The 15,548-nt window shown below is 68.9% G+C and carries 18 protein-coding genes and 1 pseudogene; 12 read left to right on the top strand and 7 right to left on the bottom strand.

Annotated features, from left to right (window positions below; translation table 11 throughout):
* Positions 1 to 64 precede the first annotated feature (64 nt).
* Positions 65 to 1,645 carry a hypothetical protein gene (locus tag ABZX79_RS23175; protein WP_355260777.1) on the bottom strand — a complete coding sequence of 527 codons (1,581 nt, stop codon included), beginning with the start codon at positions 1,643 to 1,645 and terminating at the stop codon, positions 65 to 67.
* Between the two features lie 198 nt (positions 1,646 to 1,843).
* Between ABZX79_RS23175 and ABZX79_RS23180 the strand changes: the two genes are divergently transcribed.
* Positions 1,844 to 2,692: a class I SAM-dependent methyltransferase gene (locus tag ABZX79_RS23180; RefSeq protein WP_355260780.1), complete on the top strand. Its 849-nt coding sequence runs from the start codon at positions 1,844 to 1,846 to the stop codon at positions 2,690 to 2,692.
* 55 nt (positions 2,693 to 2,747) lie between these two features.
* On the opposite strand, the gene ABZX79_RS23185 is transcribed toward ABZX79_RS23180, so the two are convergent.
* Entirely contained in the window at positions 2,748 to 3,080 is a 333-nt protein-coding gene (locus ABZX79_RS23185) for a hypothetical protein (RefSeq protein WP_355260783.1), read from the bottom strand.
* Between the two features lie 74 nt (positions 3,081 to 3,154).
* On the opposite strand from ABZX79_RS23185, the gene ABZX79_RS23190 reads away from it, so the two are divergent.
* Positions 3,155 to 3,973, top strand: a complete 819-nt coding sequence (locus ABZX79_RS23190) for an alpha/beta fold hydrolase (RefSeq protein WP_355260786.1) — start codon at positions 3,155 to 3,157, stop codon at positions 3,971 to 3,973.
* A gap of 15 nt (positions 3,974 to 3,988) precedes the next feature.
* On the opposite strand, the gene ABZX79_RS23195 is transcribed toward ABZX79_RS23190, so the two are convergent.
* The gene (locus ABZX79_RS23195; RefSeq protein WP_355260789.1) at positions 3,989 to 4,573 is read right to left on the bottom strand and encodes an isochorismatase family protein; all 585 of its coding nucleotides are present in this window, start codon (positions 4,571 to 4,573) and stop codon (positions 3,989 to 3,991) included.
* Positions 4,574 to 4,822: 249 nt separating this feature from the next.
* Here ABZX79_RS23195 and istB point away from each other — a divergent pair, with 249 nt between their 5' ends.
* Entirely contained in the window at positions 4,823 to 6,085 is a 1,263-nt protein-coding gene (gene istB / locus ABZX79_RS23200; protein ID WP_355260792.1) for an IS21-like element helper ATPase IstB, read from the top strand.
* Between the two features lie 47 nt (positions 6,086 to 6,132).
* Here the strand turns inward: istB and ABZX79_RS23205 are convergent, their stop codons facing one another.
* Both ABZX79_RS23205 and ABZX79_RS23210 read right to left on the bottom strand, forming a co-directional pair.
* Positions 6,133 to 6,786, bottom strand: a complete 654-nt coding sequence (locus ABZX79_RS23205; RefSeq protein WP_355260795.1) for a DUF5701 family protein — start codon at positions 6,784 to 6,786, stop codon at positions 6,133 to 6,135.
* Positions 6,787 to 6,845: 59 nt separating this feature from the next.
* Positions 6,846 to 7,004, bottom strand: a complete 159-nt coding sequence (locus tag ABZX79_RS23210) for a hypothetical protein (protein WP_355260798.1) — start codon at positions 7,002 to 7,004, stop codon at positions 6,846 to 6,848.
* Between the two features lie 110 nt (positions 7,005 to 7,114).
* On the opposite strand from ABZX79_RS23210, the gene ABZX79_RS23215 reads away from it, so the two are divergent.
* The 3 genes from ABZX79_RS23215 (at position 7,115) to ABZX79_RS23225 (ending at position 9,932) form a co-directional block, all read left to right on the top strand.
* Positions 7,115 to 7,750 (top strand): TetR/AcrR family transcriptional regulator, encoded by a 636-nt coding sequence (locus ABZX79_RS23215; RefSeq protein ID WP_355260801.1) that lies wholly within the window; start codon positions 7,115 to 7,117, stop codon positions 7,748 to 7,750.
* Positions 7,751 to 7,947: 197 nt separating this feature from the next.
* Positions 7,948 to 8,295 (top strand): DoxX family protein, encoded by a 348-nt coding sequence (locus tag ABZX79_RS23220; RefSeq protein WP_355260804.1) that lies wholly within the window; start codon positions 7,948 to 7,950, stop codon positions 8,293 to 8,295.
* A gap of 191 nt (positions 8,296 to 8,486) precedes the next feature.
* Complete coding sequence (locus ABZX79_RS23225) at positions 8,487 to 9,932, top strand: FG-GAP and VCBS repeat-containing protein (protein WP_355260807.1); 1,446 nt, start codon at positions 8,487 to 8,489, stop codon at positions 9,930 to 9,932.
* Between the two features lie 73 nt (positions 9,933 to 10,005).
* On the opposite strand, the gene ABZX79_RS23230 is transcribed toward ABZX79_RS23225, so the two are convergent.
* The gene (locus ABZX79_RS23230) at positions 10,006 to 10,920 is read right to left on the bottom strand and encodes a LysR family transcriptional regulator (RefSeq protein ID WP_355260810.1); all 915 of its coding nucleotides are present in this window, start codon (positions 10,918 to 10,920) and stop codon (positions 10,006 to 10,008) included.
* Between the two features lie 198 nt (positions 10,921 to 11,118).
* Between ABZX79_RS23230 and ABZX79_RS23235 the strand changes: the two genes are divergently transcribed.
* Entirely contained in the window at positions 11,119 to 11,466 is a 348-nt protein-coding gene (locus ABZX79_RS23235; protein WP_355260813.1) for a DoxX family protein, read from the top strand.
* Positions 11,467 to 11,661: 195 nt separating this feature from the next.
* Positions 11,662 to 12,098 (top strand): annotated as a pseudogene (locus ABZX79_RS23240) (class I SAM-dependent methyltransferase); the annotation flags it as partial.
* Positions 12,099 to 12,249: 151 nt separating this feature from the next.
* Here the strand turns inward: ABZX79_RS23240 and ABZX79_RS23245 are convergent.
* A complete protein-coding gene (locus ABZX79_RS23245) occupies positions 12,250 to 12,627 on the bottom strand; it encodes a hypothetical protein (protein WP_355260816.1) in 378 nt (125 codons plus the stop codon).
* Between the two features lie 316 nt (positions 12,628 to 12,943).
* On the opposite strand from ABZX79_RS23245, the gene ABZX79_RS23250 reads away from it, so the two are divergent.
* The 4 genes from ABZX79_RS23250 (at position 12,944) to ABZX79_RS23265 (ending at position 15,364) form a co-directional block, all read left to right on the top strand.
* The gene (locus tag ABZX79_RS23250) at positions 12,944 to 13,480 is read left to right on the top strand and encodes a hypothetical protein (protein WP_355260819.1); all 537 of its coding nucleotides are present in this window, start codon (positions 12,944 to 12,946) and stop codon (positions 13,478 to 13,480) included.
* Between the two features lie 318 nt (positions 13,481 to 13,798).
* Complete coding sequence (locus tag ABZX79_RS23255; protein WP_355260822.1) at positions 13,799 to 14,530, top strand: hypothetical protein; 732 nt, start codon at positions 13,799 to 13,801, stop codon at positions 14,528 to 14,530.
* Positions 14,531 to 14,876: 346 nt separating this feature from the next.
* Positions 14,877 to 15,197: a hypothetical protein gene (locus tag ABZX79_RS23260; RefSeq protein WP_355260825.1), complete on the top strand. Its 321-nt coding sequence runs from the start codon at positions 14,877 to 14,879 to the stop codon at positions 15,195 to 15,197.
* A complete protein-coding gene (locus ABZX79_RS23265; RefSeq protein ID WP_355260828.1) occupies positions 15,197 to 15,364 on the top strand; it encodes a DUF3307 domain-containing protein in 168 nt (55 codons plus the stop codon). The genes ABZX79_RS23260 and ABZX79_RS23265 overlap by 1 nt, the downstream gene beginning before the upstream one ends.
* Positions 15,365 to 15,548 lie beyond the last annotated feature (184 nt).

Raw genomic sequence — 15,548 nt, forward strand, 5'->3', positions numbered from 1 at the left:
GATGTGTTCCGCGCCGGCTCCGTCCCCCTTGCGCGGACCTGACACATCGCGGGGCGGTGCACCGTCACCAACGCGGACGCGGCCATCCACTGGTGTCACCACGGCCGTCGCCGGGCAGGGACCGCTGCGCGTCCATCGGCCGTACGCCGGCCAGATAGGCCCGGAAGCCGGTCCGGCGGCCCAGGTCGGGAAGCGGGTGGAGACGCCACTCGCGGGCGTACGCCGGAGGGCGCCGCCCCTCGGAGACCAGGACCGCGACGGGCTGCTGGAGCGCCATGGCGGTGAGGGCCTGCGGCGTGATGCTTCCGTCGTGGCCACCGGGCTGGCGCGAGGCGCAGCCGGTACGGAACGCGACCCGGATGGCCTCGTCACCGCTCACCACACACGGCGGGCGCACACCCTGGGCACGCAATGCGGCGGCGATCCGGGTGAGGTCGGCGGTGTCGCGCCGTACCCGGTCCGCCATCCTGTCGACCAGGACGTACTGGATCGCCAGGTGAGCGACGAGGGCCACGGACACGATCCCGACCGCGGTACGCCGCCACCGCGGCCGGGGGCCGCACACCTGGACCAGGCACTGCGCCACGGGCAGGGCCAGCAGGGCGTACGTCGGCAGCAGGAAACGCGGCGCCGCGTACCCGACGGTGAACAGATACGGCGCCGCCAGCGCCAGGCCCACCATCGTCGCCAGGACGATCGGGGCGCGGCGGCGGGCTCGGACGGCGGCCCGCACTCCGCCCGCCACGAGCAGCGGCAGGGCGAAGAACCAGAGGGCGGAGGCGGGGTGGCGCCAGGGCACGTCGCACGGCCGGCACAGCGCCCGCCCGCCCAGGGCCCGCACATGGTCGTCGACAGCGAAATACCAGCCCAGGTGGCCCTGGATCTCACTGGCCCGCCGCAGCCGGGCGGTGAGACCGCCGTAGTGTAGGTACGCCTCGATCACCCACTCGGCGCAGCCGAGGACCACGCCCAAGGCCGCCACGACGACCAGTAGCCCCCTGCGGCGCGTACGCGGCATCACCAGGGCCGCCACGGCGAGTGCCAGCGCCAGCCACACCGCGTCGGACGGACGCATCAGCGCGGCGAACGCCACTCCGGCGCCCATACCGGTCACAGCCCAGTGGTCCCGGGAGTCCCGGGCGGCCCGCAGGAAGCACCCGACCGAGGCCAGGGCCCCGTAGGCGACCCAGAGGTTCGGCATCACCTGCCCGGCGTAGAACATCGTGACCCACAGGCTCGCGAACAGCCCTCCGGCGACCGCGAGCACGGCAGTGGGCAGCAGCCGCCGCCACGCCAACAGCGCGAGGAACAGGCCGCAGCCGGCCAGCACGGCCAAGTACACGCGCAGGGCCTCGGGCGAGGTGGTCAGAGCCGTGAGGGGAGCGACGAGGTACGTGATGCCACGGGCCCGGGGCGCGCTGAAGAAGGCCGGCGGTGCCTGCGGGCTCACCTGACTGACGTACACGGTCTCGTCCCAGCCGAGCCCGAGACCGGGCGCGACCAGGGCGAGGTGGATGAGGGCGAAGGCGGCGGCGACCGCCGCCAGGGGCAGGGGCCGCGCGGCCACCCCGACAGCGAAGCGGCGCTCGCGCGCCTCGAGCGGCACACGGTACGGCGTGCCGACGATGAAGCGTGTTTCTTGCATGGCCTGGCCTCGCTCGGGGGTACGGCGGGTGACGGTTCGCCGGCCTGTTCCCTCCAAGCTGCGGGTGGTCGCGGTGGGCCCACCAGGCGGGGGAGGCACTCGGCTGAACGGTTGTCCCGAACGAGTGAGGGGGCGAGTCCGCGCGCCTGTGGTTAGCATCCGACAAGGGGAGAGCCCACCGATGGCACGGAGGCCGTCATGCAGCAGACACCCGCTTCGCGTCTGTCGGCGAACCGTTCACGACTCGGCCACAAGCTGCGATACGCGCTGCGGCATCCGGGGCGCGTGCTGCCCTACGTGCGCCGGGCGGGGCGCGACCGCTGGCTGCGGCTGCGGCACCGAGGGAGCCACGTCGCGTACTACAGGGCGGTGATGGCGTCCGACACGGCGCGCAGCCCGGAGGCGGCGGTCGGCGGCGGACCTTCGTACGATCGCTGGCTCGCCATCGGGCAGATGCAGTTCGACTACCTGGTGCGGCACGGGCTGACGCCGCAGGACCGGATGCTGGAGATCGGCTGCGGCAATCTGCGCGCCGGGTGGAGGTTCATCGAGCACCTGGAGCCCGGCCACTACTACGGGATCGACATCTCGCCCGACATCCTCATCGAGGCGAAGAAGACGCTGGTCCGGTACGGGCTTCAGGACAGGCTCCCGTATCTCACCCCCGTCGAGGACCTGAAACTGGACTTCCTGCCCGACGCCTGGTTCACGGTGGTGCACGCCCACAGCGTCTTCTCGCACTCCCCGCCGGAGGTCATCGACGAATGCCTCGCGCACGTCGGACGGGTGCTGGCGCCCGGCGGCTTCTTCGACTTCACCTTCGACCGCACCGAGGGAGCCGAACACCAGGTGCTGGGCGAAGACTTCTACTACCGTACGGAGACGCTGATCCGGCTGGCGGGGAAGCACGGCCTCGTCGCCTGCTTCATGGACGACTGGGAGCGACTCCCGCACGGCCAGTCGAAGCTGCGGGTCACCCTTCCCGCGGCCGAGGGGTCACCGGTTCCGGCCGTGGCAGCTGAAGTCTCCACGACGGACCCTGACTGAGCACTTCACGTCAGGGCGCCAGCAGACGCGTCAGACCCTGCTCGCCCTGCTCGCCCTAGGAATTGCCGTCGAGAAGGACCAGGAGCGGAGCCATGACGAGCAGAGCGTACTGCGCCATGACAAGTCCGCGCTTCGGTACGAAAAGGGCGGCCAGGCCCGCGAAAGCCGCCGCGTAGAGCACCGCGAAACCGGCGTCGATGAGCGGGCCGCTGATTCCCTTGCCCTGGGTGGCGTCGATCAGCGTGAGCATCATGCACACCACCAGGTCGGCCATCAGCAGCAGAAGTCCGATGCCCGCCACGACGCGGACGGCGCTCGCGGACTGGTGGGAAGGGGCGGGCACGGCTGCCGGGGCGTCGCTCGTGATCACGTCGTCGTTCGTCGTCATGAGCCCACCCCATCGCACCGTGGCTGCGGAGTCCTGAGTACGGATGCTCAACGATGCAGGAGAATCGTGCGGCTATGAGGACACTGGGCAGGCACGCGGTCATGGAAGGCCGCTTTCGCCATCGCAGGGCCGAGCTGGTCTACGACGACGCCGGTGAGGGTCCTCTCGCCGTGTACGCGCACGGCGGCTTCGCCAGCCAGGCCGTTGAGGACCGAATGGGCCTGTTCGACTGGGTGCCGGTGCTGGACCGGGGGCGGCGCCTGGTTCGCTATGACACCCGGGCACATGGCCGATCCACCGGCGAACCTGTGGCCGGCGACTACACCTACACCTCGCTCGCAGATGATCTGTTGGCCCTGCTCGACCACCTGGGCGCCACGGAGCCCATCGACGCCATGGGCGCGTCGATGGGATGCGGCAGCGTGCTGCACGCCGCTGTGCAGGCGCCCGACCGGTTCTCCCGCCTGGTCCTGCTCATCCCGCCCACCGCTTGGACGACGCGCAAGGCATATGCGCGGACCAACCGGACGTCCGCCGACACCATCGAACGCGAGGGAGTGGACGCCTGGCTCGCCGCCAAGCGGAAGCAGCCACGCCCCGCGGTCGTAGCCGACGTTCCCACGTTCCCACCCACGCCCGCCGAGCGGGTACTGCCGTCCGTCCTACGCGGCCTGGCGCTGTCCGACCTGCCGTCCCCCGCGGCAATCTCCGCACTGCGCCAACCGGCCTTGATCCTGGCCTGGGTGGACGACCCGGGCCACCCGCTGTCGACCGCGGAGGCACTGGCCGATGCGCTGCCACACGGTGACTTGCACGTGTCCCGGACGCGCGCCGACATCCGCACGTGGGGAGAGCGCATCGCGGATTACCTGACCCGGCCCCGTACTGAGTGACAGGACCCGGGAGCTTCACCAAGACCGCGAGGGCAGGGCCGTGAACGTGACGTCTTTGGCGTGAGCGATGATTTCAACTTCATTGCCGAGGGCCCATTCGGCGACCCGAGAGACCATGGCCGCCGGGACCCCGTCGCTGATTCCAGGTGCCGCCGGTATGTCGTACGTCGCGTGGGCGTCGTGCGGCAGGACAACCCGATACCCCTGTTCCAGGGCCGTGCGGGCCGTCGCCTGGACGCACATCTCGGACATCATGCCGCAGACGGCGAGCGCCTGTACGCCCAGGTCGGCCAACTTGCCCCCCAGAGCAGTCCCTTCGAAGCCATCGTCCTTGGTCTTGCGGATGACGAACTCCGTGGAGCCGGCCTCGACAGGGTGGTGGAGTTCCCAGCCCAGCGTGTGGGGCTCGTCGTCCGCTCCGACGGGACCGTCGTTCTGAAGGTGGACGACGAGCGCCCCGCTCCTTCGTGCCCGTGCGATCAGGTCCGTCGTCCGGTCCACGAGCCGGGCCGCCTCGGGTACTGCCCCGTCACCGGAGACGAAGGCCGACTGAACGTCCACAACGATCAGGGCCTCTATGGGAACCGCGCGATTGCTCATGCCCGCCATCATGACCGTCGAGGGCGGCACACCTCCACATGATTTTGAACGGTCCAAGGCCCCCCGAACGCCCATCGTGTCCCCCCTCGACCACCTGAAGGGTGATCAAGCCGAACGGGGCGGAGGTACGGGGATGAACGATTCGCCGGGTGCGGGGCCTGGCGGCCGAGCGGTGTGGCTCCCCGCACGGTGTTGTCCTACTGGATTTCTATTAACCCTAAAGGGTGGTGTGAATTCAGATTTTCGGTGGTGGCCCACAAGAATATGAACCTCTTCCCGCTGCTGGAGGTGCCGTTGTCCCGTCCCGCCTCGTCCCCGTCGACCATGATGACGCTCGGGTGCGCGTTGTTCGCGACCCGGTGGCTCCAAGCACCTCTGTACTTCGGCCTGGTGGCCGCGCAGGGGGTTTACGTCTACAAGTTCTTCAACGAGTTGTGGCATCTCATCGACCACGTCGTCAGCGGGCGGGCGGACGAGACCCACGTCATGCTCGCCGTCCTCAAGCTGGTCGACGTCGTGATGATCGCCAACTTGCTGATCATGGTGATCGTCGGAGGGTACGAGACCTTCGTCTCCCGGATCGGGCTTCAGGGCCACCGCGACCAGCCGGAGTGGCTCTCGCACGTCAACTCCAACGTCCTGAAGGTGAAGTTGGCCACCGCCATCGTCGGGATCTCGTCGGTGCACCTGCTCCAGATGTTCGTGGATGTGCACCACACGCCCCAGCACGACCTGCTCTGGGGGACGGTGATCCATATGGCGTTCATCGCCTCGGCGGCGATCCTCGCGTACATGTCCGGCCCCATGGCTTCGCACGAGAGCAGGACTGGCGGATCCGCGCACGGGCCACCGCCGGTGGTTCTGCCGCGGCAGCGGGACGGCAGCGGAGAGGAGGAGCCGGGCTCCGCGGCGCAGGAGCGTATCGAGGCGGCCGGGTTCCCCGCGCGCAAGGTCCTGGAGATGTTCGACGACGCTCACCTGCGATCGCCCGACCCGCAGACCCTTGCCCGGCTGGGCAAGGTCGACTTCGTAGGCCGCAAGGGCAATGTGGTGTTCCTCGGCGCTCCGGGAACAGGCAAGACACACTTGGCTGTCGCGTTGGGCGTACGGGCGTGCCAGGCCGGTCACCGGGTGCTGTTCGCCACGGCGGCCGAGTGGGCCGCACGCCTGGGTGACGCGAAGGCCGCGGGCCGGCTGGCGAAGGAGTTGGCGCGGTTGGACGACTATCCGGTGCTGATCGTGGACGAGGTCGGTTACGTACCCCTGGAGGGGGAGGCGTCCCATCTCCTCTTTCAACTCGTCTCGCACCGCTACGAGCGGGCCTCGCTGATCGTCACCAGTGACCGGCCGTTCGGCCGCTGGGAGGAGGTGTTCGGCGATACCGGGGTCGCCTCGGCGGCGGTCGACCGCCTCGCCCATCACGCGGAGGTGATCACGCTCGACGCCGACAGCTACCGGACTCGGGGGCTGGAGCCCGCCGCCGTCGCGGGGCTTGGGGGGCCGGGCTTCTGACGGGCAGGGCGTCACAGCGGTTGTGTCGCTGCTTCGACGCGAGATCCTCAGTGGCTGCGGCTGCGGCCGCCGGCCGAGGCGAGGCCCAGCCAGGTGTGGGGGTTGCCCTCCCAGCACCACCCCAGCTTCGGGGCGTGCTTGCTGATCCACAAGGCCGGGACCCGGCGGTCTCCGAGGCGGCTGCCGCCGAGGGAGAAGCACTTGTTCTTGGCCAGGGACCGGGGGTATTGGGTGATGAACGCTACGCCTTCCTCGATGGTGAGCGGGGTGCGGTCTCGCTCCGCGATCGCGGCCAGGGCGTCCAGGGGGACGACGTTGCAGAACTCCTCGCCCCGGTCGATGTCGAAGGCGACGTACACCTCCCCTTCCGGGAGCGCGAGTTCCTTGAGCGAGACGAACCTTTCCAGCTCGCCCGGGGCGTAGAAGCGCTCGATGACGCCGGGGCCGCTCTTGCCGGCGAGCGTGGTCAGCGGGATCGACTGCTCGAGGGGTACGAGCGCCCTGGTGACCACCAGCAGGAACGGAACCCGGCCTTCGGTCGGTGCTTGCAGTGTTGCCGCCCTGGCGAGAACGGGCTCGCGCAAGGGCCCGACAAGATCGCGGAACGCGGTCTCGGTCATCCCGGCGAGGGCGGGATATCCCCTGTCGACCAGTGTCTTGACCTGGCGGTCGAACTCGGTGCCGGCGTCGAAAACAGTCATGTGAAGCCTTCCGGGGAACGGCGGGTGCGGTACGGGTGACGAAGGGGCGGTTGCGGGCGTCAGTAGGCCTGCCTGCGGGGTGCGTGGGTCGGGCGGTACTGGCCTCCGCGGGCGGAGGTGGGCGCAAGGTCGCGGACCTGGTGCTTGGCCTTGCGGCTCTGCGTGGCGTTCTTGCGGTCGAGGGCCGCTGCGAAGGTGCTCTTGAGCGAGGGGGTCATGGGTGCCTTTCGGGCTGCCGGCACTCCGCCAAACTTGCTACGGACGTAAACTTATTCCCCACCTCCTCGGTTCGTCAAGCATAAACTTGCGACGGGTATAAGATTGCCCCATGAGTATCGAACCCATGGGGCTTCGCGAGTCCAAGAAGCAAGAGACCCGGCAGCTCATCTCCGACCAAGCGACCAGGCTGTTCATCGAGAACGGCTTCGAGTCCACGACGATCGCTGAGATCGCGGCAGCCGCCCGGGTCGCCAAGAAGACGGTCACCAACTACTTCGCCCGCAAGGAGGACTTGGCCTTCGATCATCAGGACGAGTTCGTCGCGGGCCTTGCCCGTACCGTCGAAGGCCGGGGGGAGGGACAGTCGGCGCTCACGGCACTGCGGCGCGAGTTCCTCGACGGGGTCGCACGGCACGACCCCGTCATCGGGTTCTGCGGAGAGGCCTTCGCCCGCATGATCGCGGACAGTCCCACGCTGCTCGCCCGCCTGCGCGACATGCACGACCAGCGCGAGGAAGCACTCGCCACGCTCTTCGCCGCCGAGACGGGAGCCGCCCCCGACGACATCACCCCCCGGGCGGCGGCAGCCCAACTGGGCGGCGCTCACCGCATCCTGTTCCAGCACATCCTGGCGTTGACCCTCGACGGTCAGAGCAACGCGCGGATCGCCGAAACGGTGACCGTCTCGGCCCACCGCGTCTTCGGCTTGCTGGAGGGTTCGCTGGCCGACTACGCCGTGAAGTGAGCACGGCAGCGGCCGCCTCACCGAGCGAGAGGGCCGGATGACGCACCGCGCGCGCCGTAGCGGTGTCGGCCCGCCGGAAGAAATCTTGGCCCGTCCTGTCACACTCGCGCACCGCGACGCGTCAAAGCAGTGAACCACTCGCCACACCCGGGCGGAGCGACCCCGCACCGGTGTTCACCTGCTGAGGAGCACTGCTGATGTCCACCACCTACGTCGTCGTCACTGTCCTGGCCGCCGCAATGACCGGCTTCTCGGCCGCTTCGGTCTTCTTCCGCGCCAAGTGGGTCGTGGAGCCCCTGGCCGACTACGGCGTTCCCCAGTCGTGGTGGCCCTGGCTCGGGACGGCCAAGGCCGCGGGGGCGGCGGGCCTGCTGGCCGGTCTGTTTGTACCGGTCATAGGCGTACTGGCCGGGATCGGCCTGGTGCTGTACTTCACCGGGGCCGTCGTCACCGTGATCCGCGCGCGCTCGTACGCCCACATCCCGTTCCCCCTGGTGTACGCGGCGCCGGTGGTCGGTGCACTGGCGCTCGGGTTCGCCGCCTGAACACCCGCCGATGAGGGGACCGACCCGCGGAGGCGGGGAGGTCCCCGTACAACCTTCGGGGATCTCCGGTGGTCATCTCTGCATCGGCCGACATGTGTCCACGGGGCAAGCGCCCCGGACACGGTCGATCAGACCCATCAACTTCGGATGCCACACCGGCATCCGGCATGCCGCAGGAGAAGAAGACCCGCATGCACAAGCACCTCCGCATTTCGCTCGCCACCGCTGCCGCGGCCGCCCTCACCGGCGGCCTGCTCGTCGCCGGAGCCGGCAGCGCCACCGCCGCGCCCTCCGGGCTGCAGGGTGACTTCAACGGTGACGGCTACCGGGACCTGGCGATAGCCGCGCCCATCGCGAAGGTCGACGGCAAGGCCAACGCCGGGTACGTCGCCGTCGTCTACGGCACCAGCAACGGCCTCGACAAGTCGAAGCGCACCCTCATCAGCCAGGCCACCCCCGGGATCCCCGGCGTTCCGGAAACGGGCGACAACTTCGGCGACCGCATCACCGCCGGTGACCTCGACGGCGACGGCTACACCGACCTCGTGGTCGGCGTGCACGCCGAGCGGATCGGCAGCACCGACGACTCGGGCGTCCTCACCGTCGTATGGGGCGGTGCGGCCGGCCTCACCTCCGGGACCGACATCTCTTCGCCGCTGCCCGAGTACCGGCACGAACTGGGCTTGGACGTCGCCGCCGGTGACTTCGACGGCGACGGCAAGACCGACCTCGCCGCCATCAACGTCGCCGGTCCCGGGCTCAACGTCTTCAAGGGGCCCATCACACGCACCGGCAAGGCAGCGGCTCTGACCGGCATCGACACGTACGACCAGACCGGTATCGGCACCGACCGGCTGGTCGCGGGGAACGTCACCGGCGACGGCGCCGCCGACCTGCTGGTGATGGGCCAGCAGGAGAGCGGCGACGGGTACATCACCCGCAGCGTCCTCTACAAGGGCGGGGCCACCGGTCTCAAGGCGTCCGGCAAGCTCGCGGGCGGCTACGCGGCCGCCATCGCCGACGTCAACAAGGACGGCTTCGGCGACATCGTCACGGGCAACTTCATGGAGAAGTCCACCGACGAGCCGAACGGCGGCCTGGGCGGCGCGCTCACCGTGACCTACGGCAGCGCCACCGGCCTGTCCACCCGCACCCCGGTCCGTATCACCCAGGACACCGCCGGAGTCCCCGGCGCGGCCGAGAAGGGCGACCGCTTCGGCTGGAGCCTGTCCGCGGGTGACACCAACGGCGACGGCTACGCCGATGTCGCTGTCGGCGCATCGTCCGAGGCGCTGGGGAGCAAGACGGCGGCCGGCACGGTCACCGTGTTGCGCGGCTCCGCCACGGGCCTGACGGGCACCGGCTCCAAGAGCTTCTCGCAGGACACGGCGGGGGTTCCCGGCGCCGCTGAATCGGGCGACCAGTTCGGCGGCTCCGTACACCTCACGGACAGCAACGCCGACGGCCGCGCCGAACTGACCGCCGGTGCCTTCGCGGAGAACAACGGCGCGGGCTCCGTCTGGCTCTTCAAGGCGGTTACGAGCGGTATCACCGCCACCGGCTCGACAAGCTTCGGCTCGACGTCCCTGGGTGGCCCCTCCGGTCTGACGTACTTCGGCGAGCGCTTCGCCAACTGAGCCGGCACGCCATCGCGACGAACAGCATGCCTCGCCGGCGGGTGCGTGCTGTTCGTCGCGATGGCGACGGCAGTCAGGTGGTGGTCTCGTCTCCTCGGCGCCCTCCGCTGCTCAGGCAGCAGCGGACGAAGTCCTGAACGACGGGGCTTGTGTCGGCGGTGGATGCCCAGGCAACGGCGACCTGGGTGGGGCTGACACCGCTGACCGGCCGGTAGGTGACGCCTGGGCGCGCGTAGAAGCGGGTGGCGGATTCGGGGGCGAGGGCGATGCCGTAGCCGTTGGCGATCGCGCTGAGCCAGTCGTCCGGTTGGTCGGTGACGGCGCCGATGCGGACCGGGTGGCCGTCGCGTGCGTCAGTGGCCAGCCAGTAATCCCGCCACGATCCTGTTTCGGGCGGGGCTGCCACGAACGGCTCGTCCCACAGGTCGCGGAACGCGATCCGCTCCCGTACGGCCAAGGGGTGGGCCGTGGGCAGCACCACACAGCGGGGTTCGGTGAAGAGCACCTTCACCCGCAGAGTGTCCTGGCCGGGGAAGGGCAGCCGCAGCAAGGCAACGTCAACGTCCCCGGCCGTGAGCCCGGCGCTCGGGTTGGACCACGCGGCTTGCCGCATCTCGACCCTCCAACCCGGTCGGCGCCGCGCGAACGCCGCGATGATGCGCTGAGTGGCCTCGTTGGCGGCACTGGCCACGAAACCGACGCGTAGCACGCGGGCTGCCTGGCCGGCCGCACTCTTCGTGTCCCGCAGCACCTTGCCCCAGTCGGCCAGCAGGGCGGGAACCCGCTCCGCCAGGACCTGGCCCGGTTCGGTGAGGGCCATACCGGCCCGGGACCGAGTGAACAACCGTACGCCGAGCTGAGCTTCCAGCTGTTTGATCTGCTTGGTCAGTGCCGGCTGAGACACGAACAGCCGTTCCGCGGCTCGGCTCAGGCTCCCCTCCTCTGCCACGGCGATGAAGTAGCGCAGCAGCCGGGTGTCGACGTCCATGCCGTCAGGTTATAGATGTGGGTATTGGACGCCATGCCGGGGATTGGTGAGGCTTGACGTGCAGCGAGCGGGCACCGCCGAGTCTGTTGCCCTGCTGGAGCTTGACGAGGCCATCGAGAATCCCGCAACCGCTCACATCCTCGGCACGCAGCACACCCCACCCCCTACCGCATTCTCGGCCGAACAGAGGGCATTCACATGTTCATTGCTTATGCAGTCGTCACCGTCATCACCATCGCGGCCAATGCCTGGATAGCCATCGCTGACTTCGCGAGAGCCAAGTTCGTCCTCGCCAACTCCGCCGAAGTAGGCGTCCCGCAGTCCTGGTTGCCGATGCTTGGCACCCTTAAGGCAGCCGGAGCTGCCGGGCTTCTGCTCGGGCTCCTGGGCGTCCAGTTCATCGGAAGAGCCGCCGCGATCGGGCTTGTCCTGTTCTTCATCGGCGCCATCGCGGTCCACATCCGCGCCCGCGTCTTCCGCAACATCGTCTTCCCCGGGAGCTTCCTGGTGCTGGCCGCCGCTTCGCTCCTCCTCGCCGTGGCGTAAGAACAGCTCCTGCCTTCAGTGGTCGCGTCAGGCCGCGTCAGGTCGCCCTGTGGTGCCGGTGCGGGGTGTCGAGGATCTGCTCGGCAAGCCGACGGGCGGCTGAGGCGGGATGCGTCTCGGGGCGGGTGGCGCCGGCTGCCAGTGTGCCGTCGATGAGCAGGAGGAGTTGGTTGGCCGCGAGCGTCGGCTGCCAGAGTGGCCTACGACACCGTTGCCGCTGACTATGCCGAACGAGCTCGTGCAGGCACCGGACGCCGGGCCGGTTGCCGACCTCGGCTGCGGCCCCCGGCCGCATCACGGCCCACCTGAACTCCCTCGGAGCAAACGCTTTCGGCATCGACCTGTCACCGGAGACGGTCGCGGTCGCTCGTCGAGCCCACCCGGGGCTGCGGTTCGAAGAAGGATCGATGACCGCTGTGGACCTGGGAGACGACGTGCTCGGCGGCATCTGCGCTTGGTACGCAACCGTCCAGACGCCACCGGAAGTACTCCCGACGGTATTCGCTGAGTTCCATCGGGTGCTGGTCCCGGGCGGCCACATGCTGCCGGCCTTCAAAGTGGGTGAGGAGCGTTGGCACTTGGACAAGGTATACGGCCACGAGCTGTCGCTCCATGTCTACTGGATGTCTCCCGAGCATGTCGGCTTTGCGGCTATTGCGCGATTGTCAGGCAGCGGTCGTCGTCCGACCATGACGACCAGGTGGGTGCCCGGCGTCGACAACAACTTCGTGAAGCGTTGCCCGGCTTCAGCGAGAGAAGTGGGCGGCCCCAACGTGCCGAACGTCATCGAGTCCGGAGCTTTACTTCTCTGTGGAACTCGTGGACCAGCTGGATCTCCCCGACGATGTGGGCGTTGAACTCGTCGAGTTCTTCGGCTGGAACCCACAGTTCGAGGATCGTCTGCCCGCCGGCTTGCTGAACGGGGTACTGACGCAAAAACTCCGACTCGACCTCGAAACGGGTGACGAAGCCGGCTCCGTCGTGTTTCACGTTCCAGTCCCTCGCGATCTTGATCGCGTAGTCCTCGTTGAGAACCGGGTAGAAGATCGGCTGCTCGGGCAGACGGGGCGGCCAGGCACGCCAGTTCAGCTCCCGCACCAGGTCCAGCTCCTTGGGGCCAGTGGGGCGCCACAGGGTCGTTGTTGCTCGCTGGCTGGTCATGAGAATCGCTCTCCGCACGTCGGAGACCACCGGAATTGGCTGGTCGGGGGACCGGACGATACCGGCACGGCAAGCCTTGTGACCACGACGTTTCCACGAGCAACTACACGGCGTAGGAGATGCCCGACTCTATGGCGCCCTGGCGCCCTGGCGTCGTGCAGGGGCGCCAGCTCTTCAGCAGCGCCGGAGCCGCTCCCGGTGGCACCGGCCAAGTACGTGAGTACGTCGAGCGGATCAGTACGCCGTCGATCGCGGGAGTCCCGGCGAGTTCGGTAATTCCCTGGGCAGTGACTTGCCGCCGGGCTAGGTTGCCGGCATGAGCCTGCAGGGGTGGAACTATCGGTATGTGGGGCCGGCTGACCTCCTGGAACTTGTCCGGCCGGGGGTCGAGGGCAGGCACATTCGGTCAGCAGCGGACTTCGACGACTGGGCTTCGGCGCTGGACACGGAGGAGCTGGGCGAGCCTTTCACCTTCGTCGTCGACGCCGCTCGTGTGCTGCGGCTCGCGCCGCGCTGTAGCGAGCACGTGGTGTGTGCTGGTGGAGGAACGGTCCTGGCTGCCGGTGAGATGAGCTTCCGAGAGGAGTCCGGGCGATGGGTGGTCGATGTGGTCAGCAATCAGTCGACCGGTTACTGCCCGGACGGCAGCTCGTGGTCGGCCGTCGCGGACGCTCTGGACGCGGTAGGGATCGAGCACCCGTCCGGCTTCACTCATGAGGTGGTGTTCCGTCGTTGCCCCGCCTGCGGTCAGCTCAGCATCGTGCGGGAGGAGGACTTCATCTGCGTCTTCTGCGATGAAGTACTGCCGCAGGAGTGGAACTTGGACGGAGACGGGGGAGGGGCGGCTAATTGACGGGGGGCTGGTGAGTGGCGGGCTTGTCGGCGGGTTCTCGGGGCGCTTGTTCCGAGTCCGGTCCGGTCCGGTCCGGGCCGGTCCGGTCCGCGTGAGCACCGGCCAGTCCCGCAAGGATCCGGCTGGTCATGGCGAGCGGACGTCCTGGCGCATGCCCAGATGGCCGAGGACTCGGGCGATGTGGGTACCGAGGCCATACACCGCCACGCCGCCGTGTCGGGCGTTCGGACGCAGCGGGCTGCGAGTGGCCACCGTGGCCGATGGGGCAAGCGCAGGGACGAGTTACGTTGTCAGTGGGACGCCCTATTCTCCTGACTCATGATCGAGAACAGGCTTGATGCCTTGCTGGAAGCCGGATTCACCGACGGGTTGGGCGAGCGCGAGAGGATGCTGCTGGCACGCCGGGCTCTTCTCAAGTCCTGCTACGAGAAGCCCTACCCGGTTCTTTCCGAAAGCTGGTGGTTCGCGGTTCCGGGCGAGCGGTACGAGGGCCTGTTCACGGCTTTGGACCTGCACGACCGGTTCCCTGTGACGCTCAGCGAGGGGGCCGACGTGGGGCGGCTGCCGCAGCGGCCGGGAGCGTCTCCGGTGTTCGTCACGCCGGAACTCGACGGCTGGCGGCTCATTTTCGGGAACCTGGACGACGTGGTCGGCGTCGACTGGGACGAGTGGATGAGCGCGGTGGAACGGCTGAGCGCCCGCTGCGGCGAAGCCCAGATGTTCTTCGAGGACGAAGCGGGTGGATCGAACGTCTGGGTGGTCGCAGATCAAGGACGCATCCGGCGCCGGTACACGCGCGAGGACGATCCCGAGTGGGTCGGTGAGCCACTGCCCTGGGAAGACCTGCTCGTCGACGACGAGTACTTCAATCCGGAGTATGACGCGGCCGAGCCCAACGAGGGCACGGCGGACGCCGCCACGGCGTGCCGCCATCTGTCGGTGGACCCCACCCGGATCGGCGACGACACCCAGATACGCGGCCACGGCTGGCTGGCGCTGAGCGCACCGGGTGTGGGCCACCAGGACTTGGGCGGCCTCGCCCGCAGCTGAGGCTGCCCGCCGACTACCAAGGCGAGCGGACCGTCCTGATCCTTCGCATACGCCTCGCGGCGCGCTGCGCTCCAGGCGTAGCTGCCGGGACGGCGGTCTGCCACGACCACCGTGGAGACGATCACCGGGCCGATCCGCGTGAAGAGGCCCCCGGCGGAGGCTGGACCCCGATCGACACCACGCTCGTTGCCCACGACGGGGTCGAGAGGCCGAAGGCGGCCGCCGCCGACATCGCCTGGCTCGGCCGGCGGAACGGCCGAGCCGCTGGCCGAGGTCTCCTGTTCGGTGTCGCGGTCGTCCGGCGTCACTGTCTCGCCTCGCGATTCGCTCTGGTGGGTGGTCGCTGATGGCTTCCATCGACGAGATTGCCACCCTGGCGACGTTCGGCTCGGTGTGGGCCCTGCTCTCTGTCGGCCACAGCCTCGCGGACCACGTGATCGGTCAGACCGACCGCCAGGCCGCGGGGAAGGCGGCGCCGTCGGCGGCCGAGATCGGCGGTGGTGTCAGTCCACGGATGGGCTGGGGTACGTGCCTGCGGCACGTCGCTTCTCTCGGGGTTGCTCGGAGTTCGAGTCCGGGAAGCACGATGATCGTGCAGCTCAGGCGCGTGTGTCCGCGGTCGTTGGGTGAGCGACAGGTGTCGTGGACCGAGGCGGTGGCTTCCTGATGTTGTTCTTCGAGAGCCGGCTGGCGCATCTGGCTGGCGACTACCTCATCCAGTCGGACTGGATGGCGACGGAGAAGGTCAAGCGGTGGTGGCCCGCGATCGTGCATGGCACCACGTATGGGCTGCCGTTCCTGCTGATCACGCAGTCCCCCTCGCACTTGCGGTGATCGTGGCGACGCACGAAGTACCTGGTCTGGGCGCGGAACCTGCTGGCCCCTGCCTCGCGTCGGGTCGCTTGGGCCGACGTGCAGAAGAACCAGGGCTCGCCCGTGGCCGTGCCGTCCGGCCTGGCGAACGCCCTGGTCATCGTTGCTGACAACACTGTGCACCTGGCGATTGACGCCGCCGCCC

Origin of the sequence: Streptomyces sp. NPDC002994 (genome assembly GCF_040611155.1) — a bacterium.
GTDB lineage: Bacteria > Actinomycetota > Actinomycetes > Streptomycetales > Streptomycetaceae > Streptomyces.

What these genes read in the sequence shown, in the direction of transcription:
- ABZX79_RS23175 (WP_355260777.1), bottom strand. Translation starts at nt 1,645, where the DNA reads ATGCAAGAAACACGCTTCATCGTCGGCACGCCGTACCGTGTGCCGCTC.
- ABZX79_RS23180 (WP_355260780.1), top strand. Translation starts at nt 1,844, where the DNA reads ATGCAGCAGACACCCGCTTCGCGTCTGTCGGCGAACCGTTCACGACTC.
- ABZX79_RS23185 (WP_355260783.1), bottom strand. Translation starts at nt 3,080, where the DNA reads ATGACGACGAACGACGACGTGATCACGAGCGACGCCCCGGCAGCCGTG.
- ABZX79_RS23190 (WP_355260786.1), top strand. Translation starts at nt 3,155, where the DNA reads ATGAGGACACTGGGCAGGCACGCGGTCATGGAAGGCCGCTTTCGCCAT.
- ABZX79_RS23195 (WP_355260789.1), bottom strand. Translation starts at nt 4,573, where the DNA reads ATGAGCAATCGCGCGGTTCCCATAGAGGCCCTGATCGTTGTGGACGTT.
- ABZX79_RS23205 (WP_355260795.1), bottom strand. Translation starts at nt 6,786, where the DNA reads ATGACTGTTTTCGACGCCGGCACCGAGTTCGACCGCCAGGTCAAGACA.
- ABZX79_RS23210 (WP_355260798.1), bottom strand. Translation starts at nt 7,004, where the DNA reads ATGACCCCCTCGCTCAAGAGCACCTTCGCAGCGGCCCTCGACCGCAAG.
- ABZX79_RS23215 (WP_355260801.1), top strand. Translation starts at nt 7,115, where the DNA reads ATGAGTATCGAACCCATGGGGCTTCGCGAGTCCAAGAAGCAAGAGACC.
- ABZX79_RS23220 (WP_355260804.1), top strand. Translation starts at nt 7,948, where the DNA reads ATGTCCACCACCTACGTCGTCGTCACTGTCCTGGCCGCCGCAATGACC.
- ABZX79_RS23225 (WP_355260807.1), top strand. Translation starts at nt 8,487, where the DNA reads ATGCACAAGCACCTCCGCATTTCGCTCGCCACCGCTGCCGCGGCCGCC.
- ABZX79_RS23230 (WP_355260810.1), bottom strand. Translation starts at nt 10,920, where the DNA reads ATGGACGTCGACACCCGGCTGCTGCGCTACTTCATCGCCGTGGCAGAG.
- ABZX79_RS23235 (WP_355260813.1), top strand. Translation starts at nt 11,119, where the DNA reads ATGTTCATTGCTTATGCAGTCGTCACCGTCATCACCATCGCGGCCAAT.
- ABZX79_RS23245 (WP_355260816.1), bottom strand. Translation starts at nt 12,627, where the DNA reads ATGACCAGCCAGCGAGCAACAACGACCCTGTGGCGCCCCACTGGCCCC.
- ABZX79_RS23250 (WP_355260819.1), top strand. Translation starts at nt 12,944, where the DNA reads ATGAGCCTGCAGGGGTGGAACTATCGGTATGTGGGGCCGGCTGACCTC.
- ABZX79_RS23255 (WP_355260822.1), top strand. Translation starts at nt 13,799, where the DNA reads ATGATCGAGAACAGGCTTGATGCCTTGCTGGAAGCCGGATTCACCGAC.
- ABZX79_RS23260 (WP_355260825.1), top strand. Translation starts at nt 14,877, where the DNA reads ATGGCTTCCATCGACGAGATTGCCACCCTGGCGACGTTCGGCTCGGTG.
- ABZX79_RS23265 (WP_355260828.1), top strand. Translation starts at nt 15,197, where the DNA reads ATGTTGTTCTTCGAGAGCCGGCTGGCGCATCTGGCTGGCGACTACCTC.